25 protein-coding genes and 1 tRNA gene are annotated in these 23,881 nt (G+C 64.4%); 2 read left to right on the top strand and 24 right to left on the bottom strand.

What is annotated here, in order from left to right:
• Positions 1-8: 8 nt before the first annotated feature.
• From BM083_RS23195 to BM083_RS06180, 13 genes are all read right to left on the bottom strand, one after another.
• Positions 9-182, bottom strand: a complete 174-nt coding sequence (locus BM083_RS23195; protein WP_177197557.1) for a hypothetical protein — start codon at positions 180-182, stop codon at positions 9-11.
• Between the two features lie 55 nt (positions 183-237).
• Positions 238-576 carry a hypothetical protein gene (locus BM083_RS06230; RefSeq protein WP_177197556.1) on the bottom strand — a complete coding sequence of 113 codons (339 nt, stop codon included), beginning with the start codon at positions 574-576 and terminating at the stop codon, positions 238-240.
• Positions 573-716 (bottom strand): hypothetical protein, encoded by a 144-nt coding sequence (locus BM083_RS23190; protein ID WP_009375184.1) that lies wholly within the window; start codon positions 714-716, stop codon positions 573-575. Before BM083_RS23190 ends, BM083_RS06230 begins: the two co-directional genes overlap by 4 nt.
• A gap of 5 nt (positions 717-721) precedes the next feature.
• Positions 722-982, bottom strand: a complete 261-nt coding sequence (locus BM083_RS06225; RefSeq protein WP_089867203.1) for a hypothetical protein — start codon at positions 980-982, stop codon at positions 722-724.
• A gap of 75 nt (positions 983-1,057) precedes the next feature.
• The gene (locus tag BM083_RS06220; protein ID WP_089867201.1) at positions 1,058-1,783 is read right to left on the bottom strand and encodes a DUF7124 domain-containing protein; all 726 of its coding nucleotides are present in this window, start codon (positions 1,781-1,783) and stop codon (positions 1,058-1,060) included.
• A 2-nt stretch (positions 1,784-1,785) separates the two neighbouring features.
• A complete protein-coding gene (locus BM083_RS06215; RefSeq protein WP_177197555.1) occupies positions 1,786-3,612 on the bottom strand; it encodes an aldehyde ferredoxin oxidoreductase family protein in 1,827 nt (608 codons plus the stop codon).
• 258 nt (positions 3,613-3,870) lie between these two features.
• Positions 3,871-4,857 carry a phosphotransferase family protein gene (locus BM083_RS06210; RefSeq protein WP_089867199.1) on the bottom strand — a complete coding sequence of 329 codons (987 nt, stop codon included), beginning with the start codon at positions 4,855-4,857 and terminating at the stop codon, positions 3,871-3,873.
• Positions 4,854-5,540 carry an HAD family hydrolase gene (locus BM083_RS06205; protein ID WP_089867195.1) on the bottom strand — a complete coding sequence of 229 codons (687 nt, stop codon included), beginning with the start codon at positions 5,538-5,540 and terminating at the stop codon, positions 4,854-4,856. The genes BM083_RS06210 and BM083_RS06205 overlap by 4 nt, the downstream gene beginning before the upstream one ends.
• A 266-nt stretch (positions 5,541-5,806) precedes the next feature.
• Positions 5,807-5,881 (bottom strand) — tRNA-Val (locus tag BM083_RS06200).
• Positions 5,882-5,929: 48 nt separating this feature from the next.
• A complete protein-coding gene (locus BM083_RS06195) occupies positions 5,930-6,190 on the bottom strand; it encodes a DUF7553 family protein (protein WP_089867192.1) in 261 nt (86 codons plus the stop codon).
• A 300-nt stretch (positions 6,191-6,490) separates the two neighbouring features.
• Complete coding sequence (locus tag BM083_RS06190; RefSeq protein WP_009375198.1) at positions 6,491-6,730, bottom strand: glutaredoxin family protein; 240 nt, start codon at positions 6,728-6,730, stop codon at positions 6,491-6,493.
• An 82-nt stretch (positions 6,731-6,812) separates the two neighbouring features.
• Entirely contained in the window at positions 6,813-7,757 is a 945-nt protein-coding gene (locus BM083_RS06185; RefSeq protein ID WP_089867189.1) for a DMT family transporter, read from the bottom strand.
• Positions 7,758-7,834: 77 nt separating this feature from the next.
• Positions 7,835-8,872, bottom strand: coding sequence for a zinc-dependent alcohol dehydrogenase family protein (locus tag BM083_RS06180; protein ID WP_089867184.1), 1,038 nt, complete (start codon positions 8,870-8,872; stop codon positions 7,835-7,837).
• A 282-nt stretch (positions 8,873-9,154) separates the two neighbouring features.
• On the opposite strand from BM083_RS06180, the gene BM083_RS23185 reads away from it, so the two are divergent.
• Complete coding sequence (locus BM083_RS23185) at positions 9,155-9,319, top strand: DUF7838 family putative zinc beta-ribbon protein (RefSeq protein ID WP_009375205.1); 165 nt, start codon at positions 9,155-9,157, stop codon at positions 9,317-9,319.
• Positions 9,320-9,505: 186 nt separating this feature from the next.
• Here BM083_RS23185 and BM083_RS06175 read toward each other — a convergent pair whose 3' ends face one another.
• A complete protein-coding gene (locus BM083_RS06175) occupies positions 9,506-10,225 on the bottom strand; it encodes a helix-turn-helix domain-containing protein (protein ID WP_049893902.1) in 720 nt (239 codons plus the stop codon).
• 279 nt (positions 10,226-10,504) lie between these two features.
• Here BM083_RS06175 and BM083_RS06170 point away from each other — a divergent pair, with 279 nt between their 5' ends.
• A complete protein-coding gene (locus tag BM083_RS06170) occupies positions 10,505-11,506 on the top strand; it encodes a transcription initiation factor IIB (RefSeq protein ID WP_089867181.1) in 1,002 nt (333 codons plus the stop codon).
• Between the two features lie 75 nt (positions 11,507-11,581).
• Here the strand turns inward: BM083_RS06170 and BM083_RS06165 are convergent, their stop codons facing one another.
• From BM083_RS06165 to gcvT, 10 genes are all read right to left on the bottom strand, one after another.
• A complete protein-coding gene (locus tag BM083_RS06165; RefSeq protein WP_089867178.1) occupies positions 11,582-12,439 on the bottom strand; it encodes a DUF58 domain-containing protein in 858 nt (285 codons plus the stop codon).
• The gene (locus BM083_RS06160; RefSeq protein WP_089867170.1) at positions 12,436-13,419 is read right to left on the bottom strand and encodes an AAA family ATPase; all 984 of its coding nucleotides are present in this window, start codon (positions 13,417-13,419) and stop codon (positions 12,436-12,438) included. The genes BM083_RS06165 and BM083_RS06160 overlap by 4 nt, the downstream gene beginning before the upstream one ends.
• Positions 13,412-14,281 (bottom strand): DUF7502 family protein, encoded by an 870-nt coding sequence (locus BM083_RS06155; protein ID WP_143085686.1) that lies wholly within the window; start codon positions 14,279-14,281, stop codon positions 13,412-13,414. Before BM083_RS06155 ends, BM083_RS06160 begins: the two co-directional genes overlap by 8 nt.
• Positions 14,278-14,895: a hypothetical protein gene (locus BM083_RS06150; RefSeq protein WP_089867166.1), complete on the bottom strand. Its 618-nt coding sequence runs from the start codon at positions 14,893-14,895 to the stop codon at positions 14,278-14,280. The genes BM083_RS06155 and BM083_RS06150 overlap by 4 nt, the downstream gene beginning before the upstream one ends.
• Positions 14,892-17,324, bottom strand: coding sequence for a VWA domain-containing protein (locus tag BM083_RS06145; RefSeq protein ID WP_177197554.1), 2,433 nt, complete (start codon positions 17,322-17,324; stop codon positions 14,892-14,894). Before BM083_RS06145 ends, BM083_RS06150 begins: the two co-directional genes overlap by 4 nt.
• The gene (locus BM083_RS06140) at positions 17,321-19,120 is read right to left on the bottom strand and encodes a vWA domain-containing protein (protein WP_089867158.1); all 1,800 of its coding nucleotides are present in this window, start codon (positions 19,118-19,120) and stop codon (positions 17,321-17,323) included. The genes BM083_RS06145 and BM083_RS06140 overlap by 4 nt, the downstream gene beginning before the upstream one ends.
• Positions 19,121-19,384: 264 nt before the next feature.
• Positions 19,385-20,809, bottom strand: a complete 1,425-nt coding sequence (gcvPB, locus tag BM083_RS06135; protein WP_089867156.1) for an aminomethyl-transferring glycine dehydrogenase subunit GcvPB — start codon at positions 20,807-20,809, stop codon at positions 19,385-19,387.
• Positions 20,810-22,141: an aminomethyl-transferring glycine dehydrogenase subunit GcvPA gene (gene gcvPA / locus BM083_RS06130; RefSeq protein ID WP_089867154.1), complete on the bottom strand. Its 1,332-nt coding sequence runs from the start codon at positions 22,139-22,141 to the stop codon at positions 20,810-20,812.
• The gene (gene gcvH, locus BM083_RS06125) at positions 22,138-22,521 is read right to left on the bottom strand and encodes a glycine cleavage system protein GcvH (protein ID WP_089867151.1); all 384 of its coding nucleotides are present in this window, start codon (positions 22,519-22,521) and stop codon (positions 22,138-22,140) included. Before gcvH ends, gcvPA begins: the two co-directional genes overlap by 4 nt.
• Positions 22,518-23,627, bottom strand: a complete 1,110-nt coding sequence (gene gcvT, locus BM083_RS06120; RefSeq protein WP_089867149.1) for a glycine cleavage system aminomethyltransferase GcvT — start codon at positions 23,625-23,627, stop codon at positions 22,518-22,520. Before gcvT ends, gcvH begins: the two co-directional genes overlap by 4 nt.
• Positions 23,628-23,881 lie beyond the last annotated feature (254 nt).

Below are 23,881 nucleotides of genomic sequence, written 5' to 3'. Positions count from 1 at the left end.
AAGAGCAGTTATTCGTCTGCTTCGCTTTCTTCGGTGTCGGTCTCGTTGCCCTCGAACGAGATATCGCCGTCGACTTCACCGTCGTTGACCTCGTGAGGGCCAATCTCGTACTCCCAGACGTCGTACCCGCGGTACGGTTCGACGCCACCTTTCGGTCGCCATCCGGTGTCTTCGTGTGCCATGGGTGACCCGTCGACGGCCGCGCTCTTAGTCGATTTGGCCCCGGAGAAAGAGGGGTCAGTCGAAGTTCGACGGCGGCCGCTGGACGTCTGAGTCGAGGAACGCCCGCGAGAACAGGTCGACGTAGAACTGCATCACCGTCGTCTCGTCGACACCCGACTCCGCCGACTGTGCGGCGAGGAGTCGCGCGAGTCCGTCGCTCGGTTCGTGGTAGATGACACCCTCCTCGGTGTCGACGTCGAACGTCACTTCGTTCGCGCCCGAGGCGAGATGCTCTATCTCGACGAGTGTCTGTTCGGCTTTTGCCTTCAGCGCGTCGGCGTCGCTCATGAGTCGGTCGTCGCCCCACTCGCTGGCCGCCTCGCGGAAGCGGTCGGTGATCGGAATCGAAATCAAAACGTGACCCCCTCGCCCTCGAAGGCGACGGTCCAGCGCGTCCGTTCCTCACACGCAGGACAGTCCATCTCGAACGACGAGCGGTCCATCACGGTGAATCGGCCGAGTTGCCCACACTCGGTGCACTCGAACTGTGTCATCTCGTTTACTCCTCCGGCGGCCACGTCTGCGGTCCAGGGCTGCTGTGGCCGAGTTCGCCGAGGAAGACGAGGAGCATGCCGATAGAGAGCGCGATGACGAGGGCTCCGACGAGTCCCGTGACGGCGGTTTGCCCGACCGACTCGCCGCCCCACAGCGGGTCCATCGTGCCGACGACCTGGAGCACAGTCAATCCGAGCCACGCCGCCGCGCCGACGGTGGCGACGGGCAGGACGTTCGACTGTCTGACTGCGGTTCGAAAACTCATAGCCGGACTGTCGCAGCGAAGTGAACAAAAGCTTACGGCAGCGTGAGGTATCGACGACCCGTCGCAGCCGAGCGGTTAGCTCGATGCGTCTTCCGAGAGCGGCCAGTCAGCCTCGGCGGCGGCGTCGACGATGTCGACGAACTCCCAGTCGGCCTCCTCGGCGACCCACGACTCGTCTTCGACGCCGACGACGACCATCCGCTCGGCGTAGAACATCGAATGTTGGTCGATTTCGGCGAGGCGTTCGGCGGGGCCGAGACTGCCGCCGTTGAAGAAGTCGACGTCGAGACGCTGGTCGCGCTGGAACTTGTTCAGCACGTGAGCGGGAACTTCGCCGACGAGGCCGACGTAGTCGGTCCACGTCTCGGCGTCGGAGAGCGCGGCGTGTAACAGTTCGAGTCGCTTGAGCGCCCGGTAGGTGAAGACGAGCGTCATGTCGGCAGTGGTGTCGCCGTAGGGGTCGCCGTACGGCGCGTCGCTGGCGTCGTCGTCGCGGTGCTGGGCGGCCGTCCCACCACCGCCGCCGGACTCCATCGGGATTCCCACTGGCTTGTCGTCGTCGTTCCGGGGGACGCGCGGGACGGCAGTGTGCGACTGTGCTGTCACGTCGTCCGTACTCGACGGTTCGTCCGTGGCCGTGGACTGTCCCGGCGAGTCGCTCTCACCGGGAGTGCCTGCAGTCGTACTCACTGCTTCGTCGTCCGGGTCACCCTCGCCCTTCCAGAACCAGTCGCCGCGGTTCGGTTCGGGTTCGTCGTCGCTCGATACGTCCAGTTCGTCGAGGTCGATACGGTCAGTCATCGTCAGTCATCGTTCGTCTCCGGGTGAGCGGTCGTCGAGGCGGTCGGTGCCGTCGTCGGGTCGGCGCTCAGCGGGGTATCGGCGTCGACGACGTCGGCGAGGCCGAGTCGTTCGACGACCTCTGGGGTCGGCAGGCCGTCGTCGCCCCACCCGCGAGCGGCGTAGTAGGCGTCGAGAAGTCGCTCGAAGCCAGCCGCGTCGATACGCCTGCCCGCGGCGGGGCCGCCCGTCAGCGGCCGCCGGAACGCGGTCGGTAGTTCGTCGTCCGCGCGGGTGAACCCCTCGCGGACGTTGAACAGGCGAACGAGCGTCCAGATGCGCCGACCGGCGTCGCGCAACTCGTCTCGGCTGTACTCGCGTCCGCTCGCGGCGAGCCACTCCCGGCCGAAGTCGTCCCAGAGCGTCTCGCCGGCGAAGTCGTCGGCGACGAGACTCCAGAGGACGGAACGCGTGTTCTGTGCGGTGATGACCGCACGAACCCGGTCGGCCGTGCTCCAGTCGTCGCGGGCGAACGCCTCCCGTTCGACGGGTCGCGCCCGGCGGTGACAGCCCCCGCGGTCACTCGTCGCGTACGCGAGCGCCATCGCGACGGCCCCGCGCGGGTCGTACGACGGGACGGCCATCGACTTCACCGTCGGGATGTAGTCGCCGCCGAAGCGGTCGTTGGCTGCATCGACACCGTCTGCCAGCGCGTCGGCGACGGACCCATCCCGGCGGGCGATTCGAGCGAGCAAGTCACGGGCGGCGTCGCCGTCGCCGAACGAGACGTCGGCGTCGATTCGGCCGTCTTCGTCGGCCCGTGCCGCCCACGCGACGGCGTTCCCCGCGCTGATGACGTCGAGGCCGAGTCGGTCACAGGTCGCACCGAGCGCCGCGACCACGTCGAAGTCGTCGATACCCAGTCCCGCACCGAGCGTCATCGGTGCGGCCCCGCGTGGGACGCTCTCGTCGCCGTCCGTCTCGACGCGGAACCCGCCCGGAACTGCGTCCTCGGGGTTCTCGCGGCCGACCGAGGCGTCTCGGGCAGCCTCGACACCGATGTCGTCGGCACCGTCGAACTGCCCGTGTTGCCACCCTTCACTGGCGAGGACGCCGACTTCGTTGGCGAAGTCGACCGACTCCAGTGTCTCGCCTGCGGTGAGCCACCTGCCCGTCTCGCCGTCGGCGAACGCCGCGCCGTCCTGCTCTCGAAGCCGAGCGAGGTCCGGCGGCGTCTCGGGCGGGTCGCCCCGAGCGACGACGGCTTTCAGTCGCTTACTGCCCATCACCGCGCCTGCACCGCCGCGGCCGGCGTGGTGCTCGCCACCGTCGGAAGCGATAGTCGCGTAGCCGACGCGTGCTTCGCCCGCCGGACCGATACAAGCGACGGCGGCGTCGGAGAACCGCTCGGCCGTCTCGACGGTGTCGGCACCCCACACGTCCGATGCGGGTTCGATACGAGCGTCTCCCTCGTCGACGACGAGGACGACCGGTTCGCTCGCTCGTCCTTCGACCACCAGTCCGAGGCTCTCGCCGAGCGACCCGGCCAGTCGAGCAGGAAACGACCCGCCGCTGTAGGAGTCGAGGAACGCTCCCGTGAGTGGTGATTTCGTGACGGCCGCGTACCGTGTCTCACCGGGGAGATGTCCCGAGAGTGGTCCGAGGAGGAACGCGAGGCAGTTGTCCGGCCCCAGTGGGTCGGCCCCGGCGGGCACGTCCTCGTAGAGGTAGCGCGCACCGAGTCCCTTCCCACCGACGTACTCTCGAAGCCATCGCTCCCGAACGCGTTCGCTCCGAACCGTTTGTGTGGTGAGGTCCACGCGGAGAATCGTCCGCTTCCTCTGACCCATTCACCGACCGTTCGCCGCTCTCGCGGTTAAGCGTTAGTGCCGAACGCCTCCGTTTCCGGAACGCCTTGCTCCTAGTCGCACCCTCCTCTCAGACTCGTGGCTCTGCATCGAGACGAGCGCAGTATTGGTCAGACAGTTGAGTAGATAACTAATTATCTATTTAGCTAATTATCTAAACACTCATCTAAACAGAATGGCGGTAACAAGCGTGGTCGTCTCGGTGTCCATCCGTCGAAAGCGTCGTCACAGCAACGACCGTCAAGAGTCGGGTGGGAGCGACGAGAGCAGGTCGCTCAAGCGGTCGGCGTGGAAGTCGACGGCCGCCTGCCCGCCGAGTTCCGGATACTGCGGCCGTGTCACGACACCCTGTGAGTCGACTGCCGACCGGACGACGGCGACGATACGATAGAGTGTCGGCGTCGCTGGGAGCGGCCGAACCGACCGATACCCCGCTCTGAACGCCGCCCGCAACGGCGCTTCATCAGAGACGTACCAGTCGGCGACGAGATGCTCTGTCTTTGCGACGGAGAGTCCGGCCGCGGCAGCGAGTGGGTCGCCCCAGTCGAGGACTGCCGTGACCGACCCGTCGTCGACGAGTGCGTTGCCGGGCCGAAGGTCCCACGGAAACAACACAGACGCCGGCGCAGTCGGGAGGTCACTCGCTACAATCGCATCGAACAGGTCCGCTCGGAGTGAGTCGAACGCGGGTGGCAGTGCGTCGACTCCCTCGCGTGCGTACGCGTAGAACCACGAGGACCAGGCTGTCTCTGGAGTCCGTACCTCGAACGTCGTCGGTTCTGCTTTGCCGTCGCCGCCGCTGGCCACGACGTTACCGTATCCGTCGAACCGGAAGGCTTCGTGGAGTTCGGCGAGGTAGCGACCGAACGAGTGGGCGAGTCGGCGTTGGTCGTCGCTCGACAAGTCGGCGAACTGCGTGTGCAGGTCGACGCCTGCAGCACGCTCGACGACGACGTATCCCGTCTCGCCTCCGTCGTCGATTTCGCCTGCAGCGACCACAGACGGGACCGGAATCGACGTTCGTTCGCGGACCGCTCGGGCGAGCGCGAACTCCGTCCGGAGCGCGTCGGGGTCGCTCGACAGTTGGACGACCACGTGGTCGCCGTCGGCGAACGTGGCGATAGTCGTCTGTTTGTGGTTACCCCGTCGAATCGACGTCGTCGACGCGACTCGTCGCTCGGGAGCGACTTGGCGTAGCACGTCTCGGGCGTCCCACGCGTCGCTCACAGCGTCTCCTCGAAGATTGCCGAGAGGTCGGTCAGCGAGTCGAGCACGTAGTCGGGTCGGTAGGCTCCTGTATCCGCCGTTTCGTCTTCGCGGTACCACGCCGCGCGAAGGCCAGCACCCTGTGCGCCGGCGACGTCGTACTCCAACGAGTTCCCGACGTACAGCGCCGACTCGGCGGCCGTCTCGATACTCGCTAGCGCGCGGTCGAACGGGTCACGGTGGGGCTTTCGACGCGTCATGTCGCCCGCGAAGACGACCACGTCGAAAGCGTCGGCGAGGCTGAGGGCGTCGAGTTTCACCGACTGGCGGTACTCCGGGCCGTTGGTGACGAGACCGACGAACCCCTCGCCGCGAGCGGCGTCGAGCGCCGCCGTCGCCCCGGGAAGCAGCGAGACGGCGGCGTAGTCGACGGTGTCGAGGAAGCCGTCGGCGAGTGCCGTCGGGTCGACCGACTGGCGGTCGTATTGGGCGGCGACCTTCACGAACCCACCCGTGAGATACCGTGTCTGTCCCTCGGGCGTCGTCGGCGGTGGACCGTCGAGTGCGTTCCAGAGGTCACTCGGGACACCGAACGGGTCGACACCGGCCTGCTCGAACGCGCCGTAGTAGATGGTCTCGACGTCTTGCTCCTGTCGGCAGAGCGTCCCGTCGAGGTCGAAGAGCGTCGCCGTGAACGATGACACGAGTGGTGTAGGGCCGGTGTGGTGAAAAGCGTCGTGACGAGCAGGAAGGCGGAGAGAACGATTCGGGGCGGAGACGAACCATGATCGCTCTGCTCAGAGTTACGAAGAGTCAGAAAATGGGTTGGGGCAGATTCGAACTCGGGTCGTTCCGCTCACTACCGTTCGCTTCACTCCCCAGTTCGAAATCCCCCACGTATCGAATTCACGCGACTCACGGGTGGCGAGTACACGAGGTACTCGCCGTGAGGTTCGTCGCGAAAATGTAGTGGGTTGGGGCAGATTCGAACTGCCGACCTGCTCCGTGTGAAGGAGCCGTCATAACCTGGCTAGACCACCAACCCGGCAAAACATCGTACCCCGCTTCGACACTTAAGGGTTACCTTGTTCGGTCACTCGCTGGCCGTAGCCGCACTGCCGCGGTAGTCGTCGATTCGGCCTTTCGCACCTTTGAGCGCGTGCTTTCCTCTTCCCTCTGCACGCCGAAGTTCGTGTTGGACCTTCTCGAGTCGCTTCGGTTCGGATGGCCGCTCTCGGCCGGCCGCTCTCCGAACTCGATTTTCGACTGGCGCAAGCTCTTCGGCGAGTCCCGCTCGAAGGTGTGAAGCCGCTCGTTTCTGGTAGTACCACGCGTCGCTGAAGTGACGGTTCATATTCGTCCTTAGGCTGACGACAGATATATTCCTTGCGCACAGTTGTCATACCTGGGGGTGAGTTTAGGCCAGCCTAAATCGACACGTTTATGTCTTAGATTAGGCTACCCTAAACCACGGTGTCACACAGAACGTGTACACCGCGTCTGTTCCGACCCGATTCGACCGTGGGCATCACCCGGTCTAAACGGGTCCACTTCCCTGATTCTTACAGCGTGAGCGATTGCGCTGTCGACCGAATCTACTCATCGACCCGACGCTGTGCGCTCTTGGGTCGCTAACGTCGCCGCCCCAGTATCGTCAGGCGAGGCTCTGTTCGACGTATTCGAGAATCTTCTCGCTCTCGGCCATCGTCACGCCGCGGTCCTCGTCGACGAGGACTGGGACACCGCGCTGACCGCTCACCTTCTTCACTTCGTTCCGCTTGGAGTGTAACCCCTCGACCCAGTGCGTCTCGTACTCGATTTTGTTCGCGTCGAGCGCGTCGTGGACTTTCTCACAGTACGGACAGCCATCCAGTGAGTACAGGGTGATAGACATACTGTGCCGTTCGAACGCCGGAGGGAAGTACCTTCGCCCAGCGGCCGTACGTGACAGACTGGGCGCGGCAACTCTTCGCACCTCACGTGTTTCGCTCCGTTCGAACGCGCCTGACGACGCCGTATAGCCGTTGGAACTCACGCACGAGCATCTCGAACTTCAACAGTGAGAACCCGACGAAGATGACGAGAAAGCCGAGCGCCGTCGTGACCGTCGGCGTCTCGCCGAGCGCAACCCACCCGACCACCGCCGCGAACAGAGGGATGACGTACTCGATGAGGCTCATCTCGATGGGCCCGAGCATGTCGAGCAGGTCGAAGTAGAGGAAAAACCCCAGCGCGCCAGCGACGACGCTCAGATAGACCAGTGCCGCCACCGCATCGAACGTCCACTGCGCGCTGGCGAGTGACTCCGACGGGAGTAGCGCACTCGTGACGTGGAGTAAGCCTGCACCGACCGCCATCATCCACGCCTGCAGCGTAATCGTCGGAAGCGACGGTCGAGTGCCGTGAGTCAACACCGCGCCGAGTGCGAACACGACGGCGGACGCGAGTACGAGCGCGATACCACGCAGATTCGCCGACAACAGGTTCGCCGGGTTCGGGTCGGCGATGATGACGACGCCGAGGAAGCCGACGAGCACGCCGAGGAGACCGGTCGGTGAGAGTCGCTCGGAGGACGACACTGCTCGGGTCAACGCCGGGGTGACGACGGGAATCAACCCGAGGAGAACCGCGGCGACGGCACTCTGGACGTACTGCTGACCGGCGAAGAGAAAGGCGTGATGTGCGCCGATGAGGAGGACGCCACCGGTCGCAATCTGCCGCCAGTCGCCGCGCGTCTGGGGCCACAGTCGGTCGTACTTCAGCACCGCGTAGCCGAAGAGAACGACCGACGCGACGTCGAACCGAAAGGCCGCAAAGAGTGCCGGCGGGAGATAGTCGAGTCCGACTTTCGTGACGACGAACGCCGAACCCCACACCAACGAGAGCAACGAGAACAACGCGAGAGTTCGATACCGTCCCATCGGTCGAACCTCTTCGCCAGACGTGAATAGCCTGTCTGTTCCTCAGTCACACTCTGGCCGACCGTGAGAGTGTCGAGTTACGGTTTGACGAGTACTTTCACTGCATCACGTTCGTCCATCGCCCGGTAGCCCTCTGGCACGCCGTCGAGGTCGACTGTCTTCGTGAGGATGGGTGAGGGGTCGAGCGTCCCCTGCAGTACGTCCGCCATCAACTCCTCTGCGTACGCCCGCACGGGAGCGACGCCACCGCGGAGCGAGACGTTGTCGCCGAAGAAGGGGTAGAGGTCGAGTCCACCGTCGAGTCCGTGCGGGACGCCGACGTAGCCGACGGTACCGCCGGGACGACAGATGCCGACGGCCGTCTCCATCGCCGACGCCGCGCCGACGCATTCGAGGACGTGGTTGACGCCACCGCCGGTCAGTTCCTCGACGCGCTCGATTGCGTCGTCGCCGCGGTCGGTCACGAGGTCGGTCGCACCGAACTCCTCGGCGATATCGAGTCGGTCCTCGTGGTGGCCGAGCGCGATGATACGCTCTGCGCCGAGTCGACGGGCCGCGAGGACACCACACAGACCGACGGCACCGTCGCCGACGACGGCACAGGTCGACCCGGCCTCGACACCGGCGCTGACCGCCGCGTGGTGGCCGGTCCCCATCACGTCGGTCAGCGGAAGCAGTGCCTGCAGCGTGTCCTCGTCGTCTGCGTGTCGCTCGGGAACGCGGACGAGCGTCCCGTCGGCGTGCGAACAACGGACGTACTCACCCTGTGCGCCACCGTTGTCACCGTTCCACGATTCGCCGTTCACACACGAGGTATGCAGTCCTTTGCGACAGAACTCACAGAAGCCACAGCTCATCACGAACGGTGCGAACACGCGGTCGCCGGGTTCGACGGACCGAACGTCGTCGCCGACTGCTTCGACGATTCCCATCGGTTCGTGACCGACGCGTGAGGGTGCTTCCCGCTCACTCTGCCCGCGATAGAACCAGAGGTCGGAGCCACAGACAGCGGTGTGCGTCACGCGGACGATTGCGTCTCTCGACGATTCGATTTCGAGGTCCGGTACCGACTCGACACGAATCTCACCGGGGCCGTGGTAGACTGCTGCGCGCATAGGACTCCTTCGGTGGGTGCTCGATAAAGCGCTCGGGAACCGGCGGCCGAGGGAGCGTCCCCCCGAGTCAGATTGCACGGCGAGTTCGATTGTGTATTGCACAACACAGTTTATCACCGACTCGTCGCTCGTGTTGGTACGCACATGCACGAGAGGCACGGTATACAGCCCTCCACTCGATAGACGAGGAGCCAACCGGGTGGTCGAGGCTAGTCTGTGGATATCTCCACTCGAAGCTACTGAATCAACATCTTCAACACACCCCACGCCGCACTCACCGGTATGAGCTTAGAGATCGAGCACGACTGTCCCGAGTGTGGAGAGTCGCAGGAGTTCTATCGCGCGGCGAGCACGACGGTCCATCTCGGAGAGAAGACGAAGTGGCGATGCACCGAGTGCGACTACGGCTTCGTGCTCATCGACGGCGAAGTCGACAGTTCTGCCTGAGCGCACTCTCGTCACGCTGGCACACCTACACGCCGAGTGACGTCGCTCGCGCTCTCTCCCGCTAAGACGTCGTTATCCCTCCACTCGACCAATATCTGCAGCTGATAAAGCACTCGTCGCGATATCCAATCGAGAGGGTAGCACGCATATCGTTCCGCGGTCGTCTAGAGCAGACTCATACGCCAGTCATAGCGTCTCGCTGACGAACTGTGTCGCCAACCACGCCTCGGCACGCTGCAACCGATACTGGAACGTCGACTGCGGGACGCCGAGACGTTCGGCGAGCGCTTCTGCCGTCGTCGCTCGTGGTGTCTCGTAGTAGCCGCCGTCGACGGCCGCTTCGAGTGTCGTCCGTTGGGTCGCTGGCAGGTCGGCGAGCGTGACGAACCCGTCTCCCCAGCGTGTCGGTCTACCGAGTTGTTCGAGGTCGATAGTGACTCCCTCTCGAAGGTCTTCCTGTAGTCGGTCGTAGAGGCTTCCGACGCTCTGTCCCTCGCGGAGGAGGATGCGCCAGCGACATCGGTTCTCGTGACGACTCACCTCGAACAACAGTCCGTCGCCGAGTTCGCACGCGGCGAGGTAGGGGACGGAGTGACAGCCGTCGAGTTCCGGACGATACGAGTACACCGTCCTCGTCGACGACGACTCCGTGACGACTTCGTACTCGCAGTGGCAGTGGCAGGTGTGTGGACTCAGACACTCTTCACAGCGCTCGGAGTCGAGGAGCGCGTCTTCGAGTGAGTCGAGAGCCGAATCCGGCCCGCCGAAGCGGTCGAGTCGCCACATGCTGTCGGTGGTGACAGAGCAGGCCAGCGACTGGCCGACCAACTCCGGATGGTCAGCGAAGACGTCCATCAGGGGGTCACTTCCTCGTTCGTACCGAATCGTGATGACGAACTCGCGCATAGACAACGATTGGTGTGTACCGATATAGTTCTATTACCTGTGGCTGTCGTTTTGGCCACAGCCTCTCGAATCGTTCTCACCCGAATTAGGCCCGCCAATTCCTTTTTCGGCTGTGAATCCATCATTCGATTGCCAGTGTCGTATCACGCCTAGATTGGTACGTACCAAACTACTACTTAAGGAGGTGCAGCCCTTCCCTCTAACTGGAGCGTTGACTCCGCCCCATCGGGCCACTCGGCGACGCCGGGCGGTCCGACAACAGTCACCACCACCGAAACAATTCGACAGAAACGACGCCCGACCCCGTACCGTCCGACAGAATCCAGTGAAACGGTCGAAGAGACGAGCGAATCGACGAAAGAAGTCACCTGCCCGGAGTGTGGCGGCCACCTCGCACACGATACCGAACACGGCGAGACACTCTGTGAGAGCTGCGGACTCGTCGTCGACGAGGACGAGATAGACCACGGCCCGGAGTGGCGCGCCTTCGACGCCGGTGAGCGAGACTCGAAGTCCCGCGTCGGCGCACCGACGACGAATATGATGCACGACAAGGGGCTGTCGACGAACATCGGCTGGCAGAACCGAGACGCCTACGGCAACTCGCTGTCGTCGAGACAGCGCGAGAAGATGCAGCGGCTCCGCACCTGGGACGAACGGTTCCGAACCCGTGACTCCAAGGAGCGCAACCTGAAGCAGGCGCTCGGCGAAATCGAGCGTATGGGGTCTGCACTCGGTCTCCCGAAGAACGTCCGCGAGACAGCGTCGGTCATCTACCGCCGCGCACTCGCAGAAGACCTCTTGCCCGGACGGTCTATCGAGGGCGTCGCGACGGCCTGCGTCTACGCCGCCGCACGACAGGCCAACGTCCCGCGAACCCTCGACGACGTGGCGTCGGTCAGCCGCGTCGACTCGATGGAGTTCAAACGAACCTATCGCTACGTCGTTCGCGAACTCAAACTCGAAGTCGCCCCGCCGGACCCGGAGAACTACATCGCGCAGTTCGCGTCGGACCTCGACGTAAGCGACGAACTCGAAGAACGCGCACACGACTTGCTTCGACACGCCAAGGAAGCAGGAATCCACAGCGGCAAGAGTCCAGTCGGACTCGCCGGTGCGGCGCTCTACGCCGCCGGTCTGCTCGTCAACGAACGCCTCACGCAGGGGGCTGTCTCCGACGTGACGAAGGTCAGTGAGGTCACCATCCGAAACCGCTATCAGGAACTGCTCGACCACGAGCAGACACGGAACGGACAGCCTGGTCAGGCGCTCGCCAACTAAGGTCTGTTCACTCGCTACTCTCTGTTCTCGTCTCCTTTCGACGCTGTGAACACGAGTGAGCGGCCGCCGTATCCGTCACCCGACCCAGACGTCGCCGAACGAGTCGAAGAAGTCCTCGCCCGTGTCGACGAGCGTGTGTTCGGCCCGGAAGCGACGACACCGCTCTTCGACCGACGAGACGTGTGTCTCCAGTCGGTCTTGATACGACTTGGTCCGCGCACCGCCGAAGTAGGTCCGCAGCGTCTCCGTCGTCTCGGGGTCACGAAACAGCGTGTCACCGGTCGGGTTCGGACGGAGTTCTCGTGGCGAGAGCACCGTTCCGACGACGATACCGCTTCGACCCACGCCCGCCAGACCCGCCTCGATTGCGTCGGGGTCGGCGAGACAGTCGCTCAACACGACGACGAGCGAGCGACTCTGGACGGTCGACCCGTAGCTGTCGAGTGCCGTCGCGAAGTCGCCCTCGCCGCTCGGGTCGACGTCGTTCAACTGCTCTACCAGACGGAGGAGTTCACCACGGTTCGACCGCCCGGTGTCGAGTCGTTCGACTCTATCGTCGAACAGCGAGAACTGGAAGTCGTTGTTCTCCTCGACGGTGAGGTAGGCGAACCCGAGACCGAGTTTGGCGGCGTACTCGAACTTGTTCGTCTCCTCGTCGCCGTAGCCCATCGACCCGCTGGCGTCGACGAGGACGTGGACGGTCAGACTCCGTTCGGCCTCGAACTGCTTGATGAAGTACTCACCAGTCCGCGCGAACAGTTTCCAGTCGATGAGTCGCGTGTCGTCGCCGCGGACGTAGCGTCGGTAGTCGCTGAACGTCAACCCCTCGCCGACGCTCTTGGAGCGCTGTTCGCCCTGTCGGACGGACGAACTCTGGCGTTTCAACGCCGACCGAAACCGGTCGAGTTCGTCGAGGAACGCGGGGTCGATCATCGCTCGGCGGCGAGAGAGGCAACCGCCTCGTCCGGCGTCAGCCCCTCACGCTCGGCGCGGAAGTCGACGAGGATGCGGTGACGGAGGACGGGCGGGGCCATCGCCTCGACGTCCTCCCACTTCACGTGGGCACGTCCGCGGAGGAACGCCCGCGCTTTCCCGGCGAGGACGAGTGCCATACTCGCACGCGGACTCGCGCCGTACTCGATGTTCTCCGAGTCGCGGGTCGCTCGGACGAGCGAAATCGCCCGGTCGCGGATGTCCTCCGCAATCGGCACCTCGCGGACGAGCGACTGAATCGTCTGGAGTTGTGCCTTCGAGACGACCTGTTCGACCTCCGGCGTCCCCGACCCCTCGGTGTAGAGTTCGACGATTCGCTTCTCGTCTTCGTAGGTCGGGTAGTCGAGGACGATTTTCAGGAGGAATCGGTCTGTCTGTGCCTCCGGTAGCGGGTACGTCCCCTCTTGGTCGATAGGGTTCTGCGTCGCGAGCACGAAGAACGGACGCGGCAACTGGTAGGTCTCGCCGGCGGCCGTCACCTGTTTCTCCTGCATCGCTTCGAGCAGTGCGGCCTGCGTCTTCGGCGTCGCCCGGTTTATCTCGTCGGCGAGGACGACGTTCGCGAAGATGGGCCCCTCCTCGAAGACGAACTCCCGACCGTGTTCGTTGTCACGGATGATTTCGGTCCCCGTGATGTCCGAGGGCATCAGGTCGGGCGTGTTCTGAATCCGAGAGAAGTCGAGGTCGATGACGTCCGAGAGCGCCCGAATCATCGACGTCTTCCCGAGTCCGGGGTTCGATTCGAGCAGCGCGTTGCCGTCACACAGCAGACAGACGAGCAGTTGTTCGAGGACGGTCTCTTGACCGACGATTCGTTTGCCAATCTCCTCGCGGACACGGCCCAGTCGGGCCTGGAGTTCGTCGATATCGTCGTCGCTCGCAGTCAGTACGTCGCCGTTACTCTGTGGGTTCTCAGACATTGGTTTCGTTGCGGAGTTCGAGGTTGTAGTCGCGAATCAGTTCGGAGTCTTCGAGTCGTTCGCCGGAGCTAAATCCGGCCTGTTGGCTCTCGACGTCGGCCGAGGGGATACCCCCGGAGTCGTACGACGAGGGTGCACCGCCGGGTGGCGCATTGCCCTCGCCGGAGCCAGAGATTTCGGCGTCGATGTCGTTGTCGCCCGCCGAGACGTCTTCGGCGTCGCCGAGAACTTCGTTACCGTCGCGCAGGCCGTCGTACGAGGAGTCTTGGTCGCCCGGACCGCCCGCCGCGTCGGGGCCACCGAAGTCGATGTTGACCACGGCGACTTGGATACTCGCGACGCTCAACAGCACGACGACGAGGAGCGTCCCCGACAGTCGCCGGAGGTCGACGAGACCGATACTCGACGTCTCGCGGAGTCGGTCGAGCACGTCGCCGTACAGCACGCCCGCCATCCGCGAGTTACGGTCGGCAGCGACGGCGTCACGGGCAGTTCGGAGCATCTCGCGAACCTCGGGGTTCGCCGCCTCGAACTGCTCGACGATGGGGCGTCGTGCTCGAAGCAGCGTCTCGACGACGAGGACGAGCAGACCGAGACCGAGGGCGACGAGCATCGCATGGGGGACCGCCACGTCGGCGGCAGGTATCGTTGTCGACCCTTCGACCCACGTCGGGGTGAAGAGTTGAAACGCCATGTTCGCACACAGCGTCACGAGTGCAGCGTCGACGATACCGTAGATGAACGCGATTTTGTAGCCCTCGCGACGGATTTCGCGGAGTGCGTTCGACACTTCGCCGCGGGTGGCGCTCGTCTCGGCGTTCGCGGTGTTCGCGCTCGCCGTCGCCTTCGTCTCTCCGCTCACACCGAACACCCCGCCGGTCTCTCGCCTTCGATGGAGTTACAGACGCTCTGGAGCGCCGACTCCAACTCGTCGACGCGGGCTTCGAGTTGGGTAATCTGGTCGCGTTGGGTGTCGACCGTCTCTTGGAGTTGGTCGCGTTCCGCGGCGAGGTTATCTCGCTCGGTTTCGAGCGTCTCGACGCGCGTTTCGAGCGTCTCGACCCGTCCCTGCGCCGTCTCCAGTTCGCTCCGGGCTTGCCGGAGTTCGGTTTGCGTCTCTTCGAGGTCGGCTTCCGTCTGGTCGAGTTCCTCTTGGGTCTCCGAGAGCTCGTTTATCGTCTCGCTGAGCTGTTTCTCGGTCCCTTCGAGTTTGTTCGAGACCTGTCCGACGTCACCCTGTGCGTTCTCTAACGTCTGGTTCGCCTCTTGCAGTTTGTCACGGGTCTGCGAGAGGTTCGACTCGGTCGCAGAGAGGTCTTGTTTCAGCTCTTTGTTCTCGGAGCGAAGCTGTTCGTTTTGTCGTTCGAGTTGATCTGCGGAGTGCTGATAGAACAGCGAGGCTCCGGCAGTCCCCGCGACGGCGAGGACGACGAGGACGACGAGTGCGAGGTTGATTGATCGGCCGAGGTAACTCATGAAAGACCACTCTCGTTGGAGGTACGACCGGTGTACACACGGATTCGGCGTACCAGTACTTCAATCACGTAGGCCGACAGTCCTAACAGGAGGAATAGCCAGTCCCACGTCGTTTCGACGTCGCGAACCCGCGTCGACTGCTCGCGGGCGAAGTCGGCGATGCCGCTGGCGTCGTTCGGGGCGAACACGGTTCCGTTCGTCGCCCGAACGACGTCGGTCAGAGACCCGGCCTGTCCGTAGGCCGCGTACTCCGACCGGTAGTTGACCGCGTACTCCGCACCGAACAGCGACTCGTAGCCCATCGCGGTGGGTGTCACCGTCGCCTGATACGTTTCGGGGGCAACCTGCCGGACGGAGACGTTCTCGCCGCCGTCCGGCGCGTCGGTCCCCCGATAGGTGACCGTCGTCGATTGACCGACGCGTGTGTCCGCGGCCTCTGCGACGCCAGTCGCCTTCCGTTCGGGGTCACCGATGACGTAGTTCGTCGATTTCGTCAAGAGCAACGAATCGGGTGCCGTCAGCAACCCATCGAGCGTCCCGTCGTCGCCGTAAGCGGTGATGGTTCCGACCCGTCCGAGACCGTAGCGCCACGAGGCGACGGCGGGCTTACCGGAACTCGATGCGACGAGGTAGTCTGCGCCCGTTCGGACCGAGACGTCGTTGTTCTTCGCCGGGTCGGCGGTCAGTTCGACGCCCGACGTGACGAACGAGTTCCGGTCGACGATGGTGAGGGTGTTGCCTTGATACCGCCGCGACGACCCACCGAACAGCAGTCGCAGACGGTCGGTGTCCGTCGCACGGAAGTAACTCCCGCCGGACGCTTCGGCGATACGCCGGAGGTGCGCCTCGTTCGGGTTTCCGGTTCCGACGGCGATGATACGAGTGCCGCGTTCGCCCAGTCGCTGGGCGGCGGCCGTCGGCGGGCCGACCGGACCGCGGCCGTCGCTGATGAGGATGATAGACCCGCGCTGGTCGCCGAGCATCTCCTCTGCGCCGAGGACGCCCGCCGCGATGTCGGTGCCACCGCCACTCTGTAGGCGACGGATGCGGTCGCTCATCGTCCCGCGACTCTCCGACAGCGGCGCGAGTTCGGCGACTTCGTACGCGTTGTGGTTGAAGCCGACGATACCGACGGAGTTCTCGTCGCCGAGTTGGTCGAGCGCGTCGAGCGCGACGGCCTTCTGGACGCGCATCCCGTTCTGCGAACTGCCGGAGACGTCGATGGCGAGCACGAGGTTCGTACTCCCGCCGACGCTCTCGCCCATCGTGACGGGAAGCATCGAGGCGACGGAGGAGCCTTCGTAGCCACCGTTCTCGAAGGAGTTGTCGCCGCCGACCATCAACAGACCGCCGCCGTCGATGACGAACTTCTGGAGACTGTCGACGTTGCCGAGGTCCCCCGCCGCGACGTCTTGGACGACGACGGCGTAGTACGGACTCAGGTCGTCGGGGACGGATTCGACGCGTTCGACGTCGTAAATCTCCTCCAGATAGCGGCCGAACGGGTAGTCCTGCTGGGCGACGTAGAGTATCTTCGGTTGCTCCACGACACGGACGGTCTTGCGGAACACGTCGTTGTCCTCGACACTGTCGTCCGACTCGACGCGGGCGGTGACTTCGTGCGACCCGGTGTCTTCGAAGGTGTGGGAGAACTCGACGCGAGTCGTCTCACCGTCGAGTGACTCGTCGACGACCGTCTCGCCGTCGACGGTGACGACGAGTCGAGAGCCACCGTCGAGGTTCACGCCCTCGACGCGGGCGAGGAAGGTGTTGTCGACACCGGCGCTGGTCTTCGCCGGCCCGGAGACGACGACGGCGCGTTCGGTACGTTGGGCGTCGAGTTCGACGGAGGCGACAGTCGCGTTCAGGGAGGTGGCGAGTTCGCCCGCTTCGGCGAGACTGCGGCCCTCTGTCACCTGTCCGTCGCTGACGACGACCACCGTCCCGTTCTCCTTGAGGTTCGCGGCGATGCCGTCGCCGACGGGTGACCGCGCGCCCTGTCCGATGGTCGACGTCGTGACCGGAACGCCCTCTGCCTCGATGGACTCGGCGAGGCGGTCACCCGTGTTCGGCATCACGTTCATGCTGTCGGACTCGTCGACGAGCAACGACACCTGCGGTTGACCGGTCGTCTGCTTTCGTTCGACGGTGTACGGCCCGGCGGCGGCGACGACGAGACAGACGACGATGAGGACGCGAGAGACCATCAAGAACCGTCGACTCCGCGAGGAGGCAGTTCCGTCTGCGTCCCGATAGACGACGGCCCACAGCGCGAAGAGCGCGAGGGGAAGCGCGAGCAACAGCAGCGGTCGGGAGAGTCCGACCGTGATGCCGTCGACGACGACTTCCCACGCGCTGGGTAGGCCGGGGAGCGCGGGGAAGTCGGGGAGGCCGAACTGCCACAGCAGCGTCGACGGGAGCGACGTCATAGGTCCCCCCGTTGGCGGAGGTAGCCAAGTTCGACGACGGACATCCCCAGTGCGCCGAGCACGACCCACTCGGTGAACGGGTCGGGGACACGTCGTTCCTCCTCACGGCCACGGACCACGCTCTGGTCGCGTGACTCCAGCGGTTCGGCGACGACGGCAGACTCGGATTCGCTCGTCAGCGAGACGCCGTAGCGGCGACTTCCCACCTCGTAGAACCCTGTCTGGTCCAGCCGAATGTTTCGAGTCGTCACCTCTCCGCTCGGCGTCGTCACGGTCTGTTCCTCGGCGAACCGGAGGACGTCGCCTGCGGGTCGGTTCAGTTCCGGTAGGGGGTCGCGTCCGGCGAGGTAGAACATCGCGCGTTTCCAGAACACCGGGTACTGGTAGTTGTACTTGAACGACGAGGTGTCCTCCATGTAGCCGTAGTAGAGGACGCGCCCGTTGCTCTGTTCGGCCGTCGCAATCAGCGGCGACCCGTCGGTGAGTCCGACGAGTGTTCGCGTGCCGTTCTCCGGTTCGGCGGTGAACGCTCGTTCCGGCGGCGGGAAGTTGATGTCGCGCGTGAGTTCGTCGCCGGCGACGCCCCCGATTGACGTCCCGTCGACGGATTCTCCGAGGTCCACGGGGAGGAGTTCCGGATACCGATTCGGCATCCCCTCTTGGGCCTGCACGACGACGCCACCGCCGCGTTCGAGCGCTTGCGTCCCGTCTTCGACGTTTCCGCGGAGCAACCGACCGGATTCGATGTTGCTGTAGACGACGACGTCGTACGTCTCGTCGACGTTCGCCGGCGGCGAGCGAACCGTCAGGTCGACTTCGGGGACGACCGAGAGCGCCGTCGAGAGGTACTGATTTCGGTCGTTCGTCAAGAGGAGTACGTCGATTGTGGCCTCCTCGGGCGCGGCGATGGCGACGGTGTCGTCCGTATCGAAGGAGTCACCCGGTGACAGGGTGGCCGTCCCACCGCCGGTGGGAACCGCGAACGTCGCCGTCGTCACGTCGCCGCTGCCGAGAGAGAGCGTCTGCTCTTGGTTACCCAGCGAGAGCGTCCGTTCGACGTCGGACTCGCCGTAGTTCTTCACCGTGAACGTCACCTCCGCGCCGGTGAACGACTGGTCGACGATGCCGACGTTGTCGTCGCCGCCACCGGCGAACTGCCGCAGGTCGACGAGCAGTCCACGCGCACGGGCCGACTCGACGGCGTCCTCCCATCCGCCGTCGTCGGCGAAGTCGCTGAACACGACGACGCGAGCGTTCTCGCCTGCGACGGCCGACGCCTGCGCGATACCGTCGCGGAGGTCCCCAGAGACGTCGGTGACGCGCATGTCGCCGAGCGCTCGGCGGGCCTCGTCGGCCGTCCCGCCGCGCACACGGACGTCGCCCTCGCGGCCGACGAACACGACTGACGTCGTCGTCGACGTCGCGTCTCTCGCACTGTCGACGGCACGAGCGAAGCGAGTCGTCCCGCCGTCTTCGGTTCCCATACTGGCGCTTCCGTCGACGACGATGACGGTCTCTTCGACCGTCTCCGCTTCTGAGACAAGCGTGTACGGCGTCGCGAGCGACGTTACGAGGAGAATCAAGACGGCGAGTTGCAACAAGAGGAGGAGGCTCCGACTGAGTCGTTCCAACAGCGGGTTCGACGCGTCTTCACCGCGCTCGTCGTTCAGGAACCGGAGTGTCGGGAGGTCTATCTCGTTCGGGTCTGGTCGAATGAGATAGAGGAGAATCACCGGCACCGCCGTCAGGAGTGCGAGGAGTGCAAGCGGAGAGAGGAAGACGTTTCCGAGGACCATTGTGGAGGGTCACGCCCGCTCCTCATTTGGTACTTGCGCAACAGTATATTCACACAAAAAGTCTTTATTGACATTATATCATCGGAACTGATAATTTGGCGGGCGAGAGACCGACACGTCGGAGGGGGAAGGATGTGTCACAAATCTCTCTCGAACGGTCATCTACCACCACCCAGTCACAGTCGAGCCTGTTCGAATCATCTTCGAGACGTGTCCGGACCGGGGAGAGACGAAAAACGAGCGCGGAGCGGATGCTGGTTGCAGTTACTCGTCAGCGTCACCGAGTGCGTGCCACGACAGTCGCGGGTTGCGCGCGGCACTCACCTGGTCGATGCGACGAGCAGTCGTCTTGTTCGGCGCGTGTTCGAGCGTCTCGTCGTCCTCGCCGTGAGCGGCGTTGAACGCGGTGGCGAGGTCGTCGAGCGTCTCGCGGTTCTCGACCTCTGTTGGCTCTGTGAGCATCGCTTCCGGCACCATCTCGGGCCACTTCGTCGTCGGCGGGTGGACGCCGTAGTCGAGCATCCGCTTGGCCACGTCGGCGGCGTCTTGCTCGCCCGAGGTTGCCGCGAACTCGTGGTGGAACGGGCCGTACGGGATGTCGTACTCTATCTGGGACCCGAGGTAGTTCGCGTTGAGCACGGCCTTCGCGCTGGCGTCTTCGAGGCCCTCGTCGCCGAGTCGGGCGATGTAGGCGTAGGCCTTCACCAAGACCAGCCAGTTACCGTAGAAGCCGTGGACCTTTCCGATAGAGTGCTCGGGGTCGAACAGTTCGAACCCGCCGTCGTTTCGCCGAACCTGTGGACTCGACAAGAACTCGGCGAGTTCGTCGACGACGCCGACCGGCCCGGCACCGGGGCCACCGCCGCCGTGCGGCGTGGCGAACGTCTTGTGGACGTTGTAGTGCATGATGTCGAAGCCCATGTCGCCGGGACGAGCGCGGCCGAGGAGCGCGTTGAGGTTCGCGCCGTCGTAGTAGAGCAGGCCGCCAACGTCGTGGACCATCTCGGCGATTTCGGTGATGTCGCGCTCGAACAGTCCCACGGTGTTCGGGTTCGTGAGCATCAGCGCGGCGGTGTCTTCGCTGACCGCCGCTTCGAGAGCGTCCAAGTCGACGCGGCCGTCGTCGCCCGAGGGGAGTTCGACCACGTCGTATCCGGCCATCGCCGCCGTGGCGAAGTTCGTCCCGTGGGCGCTGGCGGGGATGATAACCTCGCTTCGCTCGTTGCCCTGTGCCTCGTGGTACGCCTTCGCGACGAGAATGCCGGTGAACTCACCGGCGGCACCGGCCGGAGGCTGGAGCGTCACCGCGTCCATCCCGCCGATGCGACCGAGGTAGTCTTGGAGGTGATAGAGCATCTCCAAGGTCCCCTGCATCGACCGCTCGGAGCGGTCGGGGTGAATCGCCGCGTTGGGGTCGGCGGCGACGTCCTCGGTGAACTTCGGGTTGTACTTCATCGTACAACTGCCGAGCGGGTAGGGACCGGTCTCGACGCCGTAGTTCATCTGCGAGAGTCGCGTGTAGTGCCGGGCCAACTCTGGTTCCGAAAGCTCCGGCAGTTCCAGCGAGTCGCGCGTCAGGTCGTCCGGCAGCGGTGAGTCGTCACCGCCGACTTCCACCTTCGTGCTATCCTTCTCCGAGAGGAGCGGTTCGTACTCGCCGTTCTGCGTGAATCGTGCTTGGTCGTACATTCAGGCCACCTCCTCGAACGCCGCGACCAGCGCGTCGACGTGGTCGGCGTTCGTCTCGGTCACACACACCTGTATCTCGTGTTCGCCGACGACGTGGACGGCGAACCCCTCGGCTTCGAGGTCCTCGGCGACGGCCGCCGCGGGTTGGTCGGTGTGGGCGACGAACTCGCGGAAGTGATGTCGGTCGTGGACGGGCGCTTGGATACCCGACACGTCGTCGAGTCGTGCGGCCAGTTCCGCGGCGTCGCGGACGCAGTCCTCTGCGAGGTCCACGAGGCCGGACGGGCCGAGCGACGCCGCGTGGATGGCCGCGCGGAGTGCGACCCACGCCTGGTTCGTACAGATGTTACTCGTCGCTCGCTCCTTCCGGATGTGCTGTTCGCGTGTCTGGAGTGTAAGCGTGTACGCGCGGCGGTCGCTGGCGTCCTCGCTGATGCCGACGAGTCGCCCCGGCACCTGTCGGAGGTAGTCTTCGCGCGTGGCGAAGATGCCGAGTCCCATGCCGAAACTCGTCGGCAGTCCCAGCACTTCGGCCTCACCGACGACGACGTCGGCGCCGACGCTCGCCGGTTCCTCGAGGAGCGAGAGCGCGACGACGTCGGAACCGAGACAGAACAGCGCGTCCTCGTCGTGGACGAGTTCGCCGATGTCGGCGAGGTTCTCCTCGATGGCACCCCGAACGGTGGGGTTCTCGACGTACACCATCACGGTGTCGTCGCCGACGGCGTCGGCGAGTGCGTCGACGTCGACGTTGCCGTCGTCCATCGGATAGCTGTCGAGCGTCAGGTCGGTGCCGCCGACGTAGTTCTCGACGACGCCGTACTTGCCCGCGCGGAGCGTCTCGGGGACGAGCACCGTGGTGCCCGACGCCTGTCGGACGCGGTTCGCCAGTCGGGCGGCCTCGGCGATACCCGTCGCCGCGTCGTACATCGAACAGTTGGCGATGGGCAAACCGGTGAGTTCGACCAGCATCGACTGGTACTCGAAGAGCACCTGCAGGAACCCCTGCGTAATCTCGGGTTGGTACTGCGTGTAACTCGTGAGGAACTCCGAACGGAGCGAGAGGTTGTCGACGAGCGAGGGGACGTAGTGGTCGTAGTGCCCCCGGCCGAGGAACTCCGTCAGGTCGTCGTTCTTGGCGAACAGTCGCGAGAGTTCGCCACGGAGTTCACGCTCGCCGCGCGAGTCGATACCGAACTCGCCGGTGAAGGCGACGTCGTCGGGGATGTCGAACAGCGCCTCCTCGCTGTCGACGCCGACGACGTCGAGCATCGCGGCCGTCTCCTCGGATGTGTGCGGGGCGTACGGACTGCCCTGTTCGTGTCGCGTCATTCGATCTGGTCGCGGTACTCGTCGGCAGACAGCAGTTCGTCGAGTGCGTCGCGGTCGCTCGGGTCGACTTCGAGCATCCAGCCGTCGCCGAAGGGGTCCTCGTTGACGAGTTCTGGCTGGTCGAACAGGTCCTCGTTGACGGCGGTGACCGTCCCCGAGACGGGCGAGTAGAGGTCCGAGACGGCTTTGATGGATTCGACGACACCGAACTCCTCGCCGTGGGTCACTTCGTCGCCCTCGCCGGGAAGTTCGACGAAGACGACGTCGCCGAGTTCGTCTTGGGCGAAGTCGGTGATGCCGATGCGGACGCTGCCGTCGTCTGTGCTCGTCCACTCGTGCGATTCCATGTAACGCAGGTCGTCAGGTACTTCGAAGCTCATTGGTTGAGGAAAGGGGTTTCAGTTACTTCTGCGCGCTTTTCTCGACCGCGGACCACGACGTTGACGCGCGTGCCGGGTTCCGCGAGTTCGGTCGGGAGGTAGCCCAGTGCTACCGCCTCGCCCAGTGTCGGACTCATCGTTCCGCTCGTGACGTGGCCGACGACGTCGCCGTCCTCGTCGGTGAGTTCGTAGCCCGCGCGAGCGACGCCACGGTCGAGGAGCGTCAGGCCGACGAACGACTCGTCGATTCCTTCTTCCTTGACCGTGGCAAGCGCGTCGCGGCCGACGAACTCGGTGTCGAGTTTGACCGTGAAGCCGACGCCCGCCTCGTAGGGGTTCCGTGGCTCCGACTCGGGGTCGAAGTCCTGTCCCGAGAGGAGAAAGCCCATCTCGATACGGAGCGTGTCGCGCGCGCCGAGACCACACGGTTGGCAGTCGAAGGCGCTCCACACGTCCTCGGCGGCGTCCCACGGACAGAGAATCTCGAAGCCGTCCTCGCCGGTGTAGCCGGTTCGGGCGACCAGACAGCGAGCGCCCTCGACGTCGGCCCACGTGGCTTGGAACTTCGAGAGGTCGAGGACTGCACTGCCCGCTTCGTCACCGACCAGGTCCGGCGAGTCCGGGCCTTGGACCGCGAACATCGCCCACTCCTCGGTGACGTCGTCGACGGTGGCGTCGAGGTCCCAATCGTCGCGGAACTCCGTCCAGCGGTCGTACATCTGCTCGTCGTGTCCGGCGTTCGGGATGAAGAGGTACGTCGGGTCGTCGTCCTCGTCGTGTTCGTCGTCAAGCGGTAGTCGATAGACGACGGTGTCGTCGAGGATGGTCCCCTCGTCGTCCGTGATAGTCGAATACTGTGAGTCGCCGGGGTCGAGTCGAGTCACGTCGTTCGAGGTGAGTCGCTGCATGAGCGCCGTCGCGTCCGGTCCGGACACCCGAATCTCGCTCATGTGCGAGACGTCGAAGATGCCAACGGATTCGCGGACTGCAGTGTGCTCGTCGCGGATGGAGTCGAACTCCACCGGCATGTCCCACCCACCGAACTCTGTGAACTTCGCCCCGCGACCGTCGTGTACTGCTCGCAACGGCGGCTTGCGAAGGGCCATACCTCTGCGTTGGTTTGGGGGAAGTAATGCTTTGGTATCTCGGTCAGTCGTACACGGTGTGATGACCACGTTCGTGTATCTTGTTGGGAAATAGAGACGATGTATCGGTGTCTCTACACCAGTGAGTGTAGAAAAACAACACGAACACGCATATTGGGCAGTTGTTCACGTCCGACGCGTCGGCACCGAGCACACACAGCTTTAAGTACCCGTGGCCCCATCTATTTACTATGATAGTAGCAAACTCTTCTGAA

The sequence above is a fragment of the Halogranum rubrum genome, from assembly GCF_900114455.1.
Classification (GTDB): Archaea; Halobacteriota; Halobacteria; order Halobacteriales; family Haloferacaceae; genus Halogranum; species Halogranum rubrum.
This window is presented reverse-complemented; position numbering and strand designations above follow the sequence as displayed.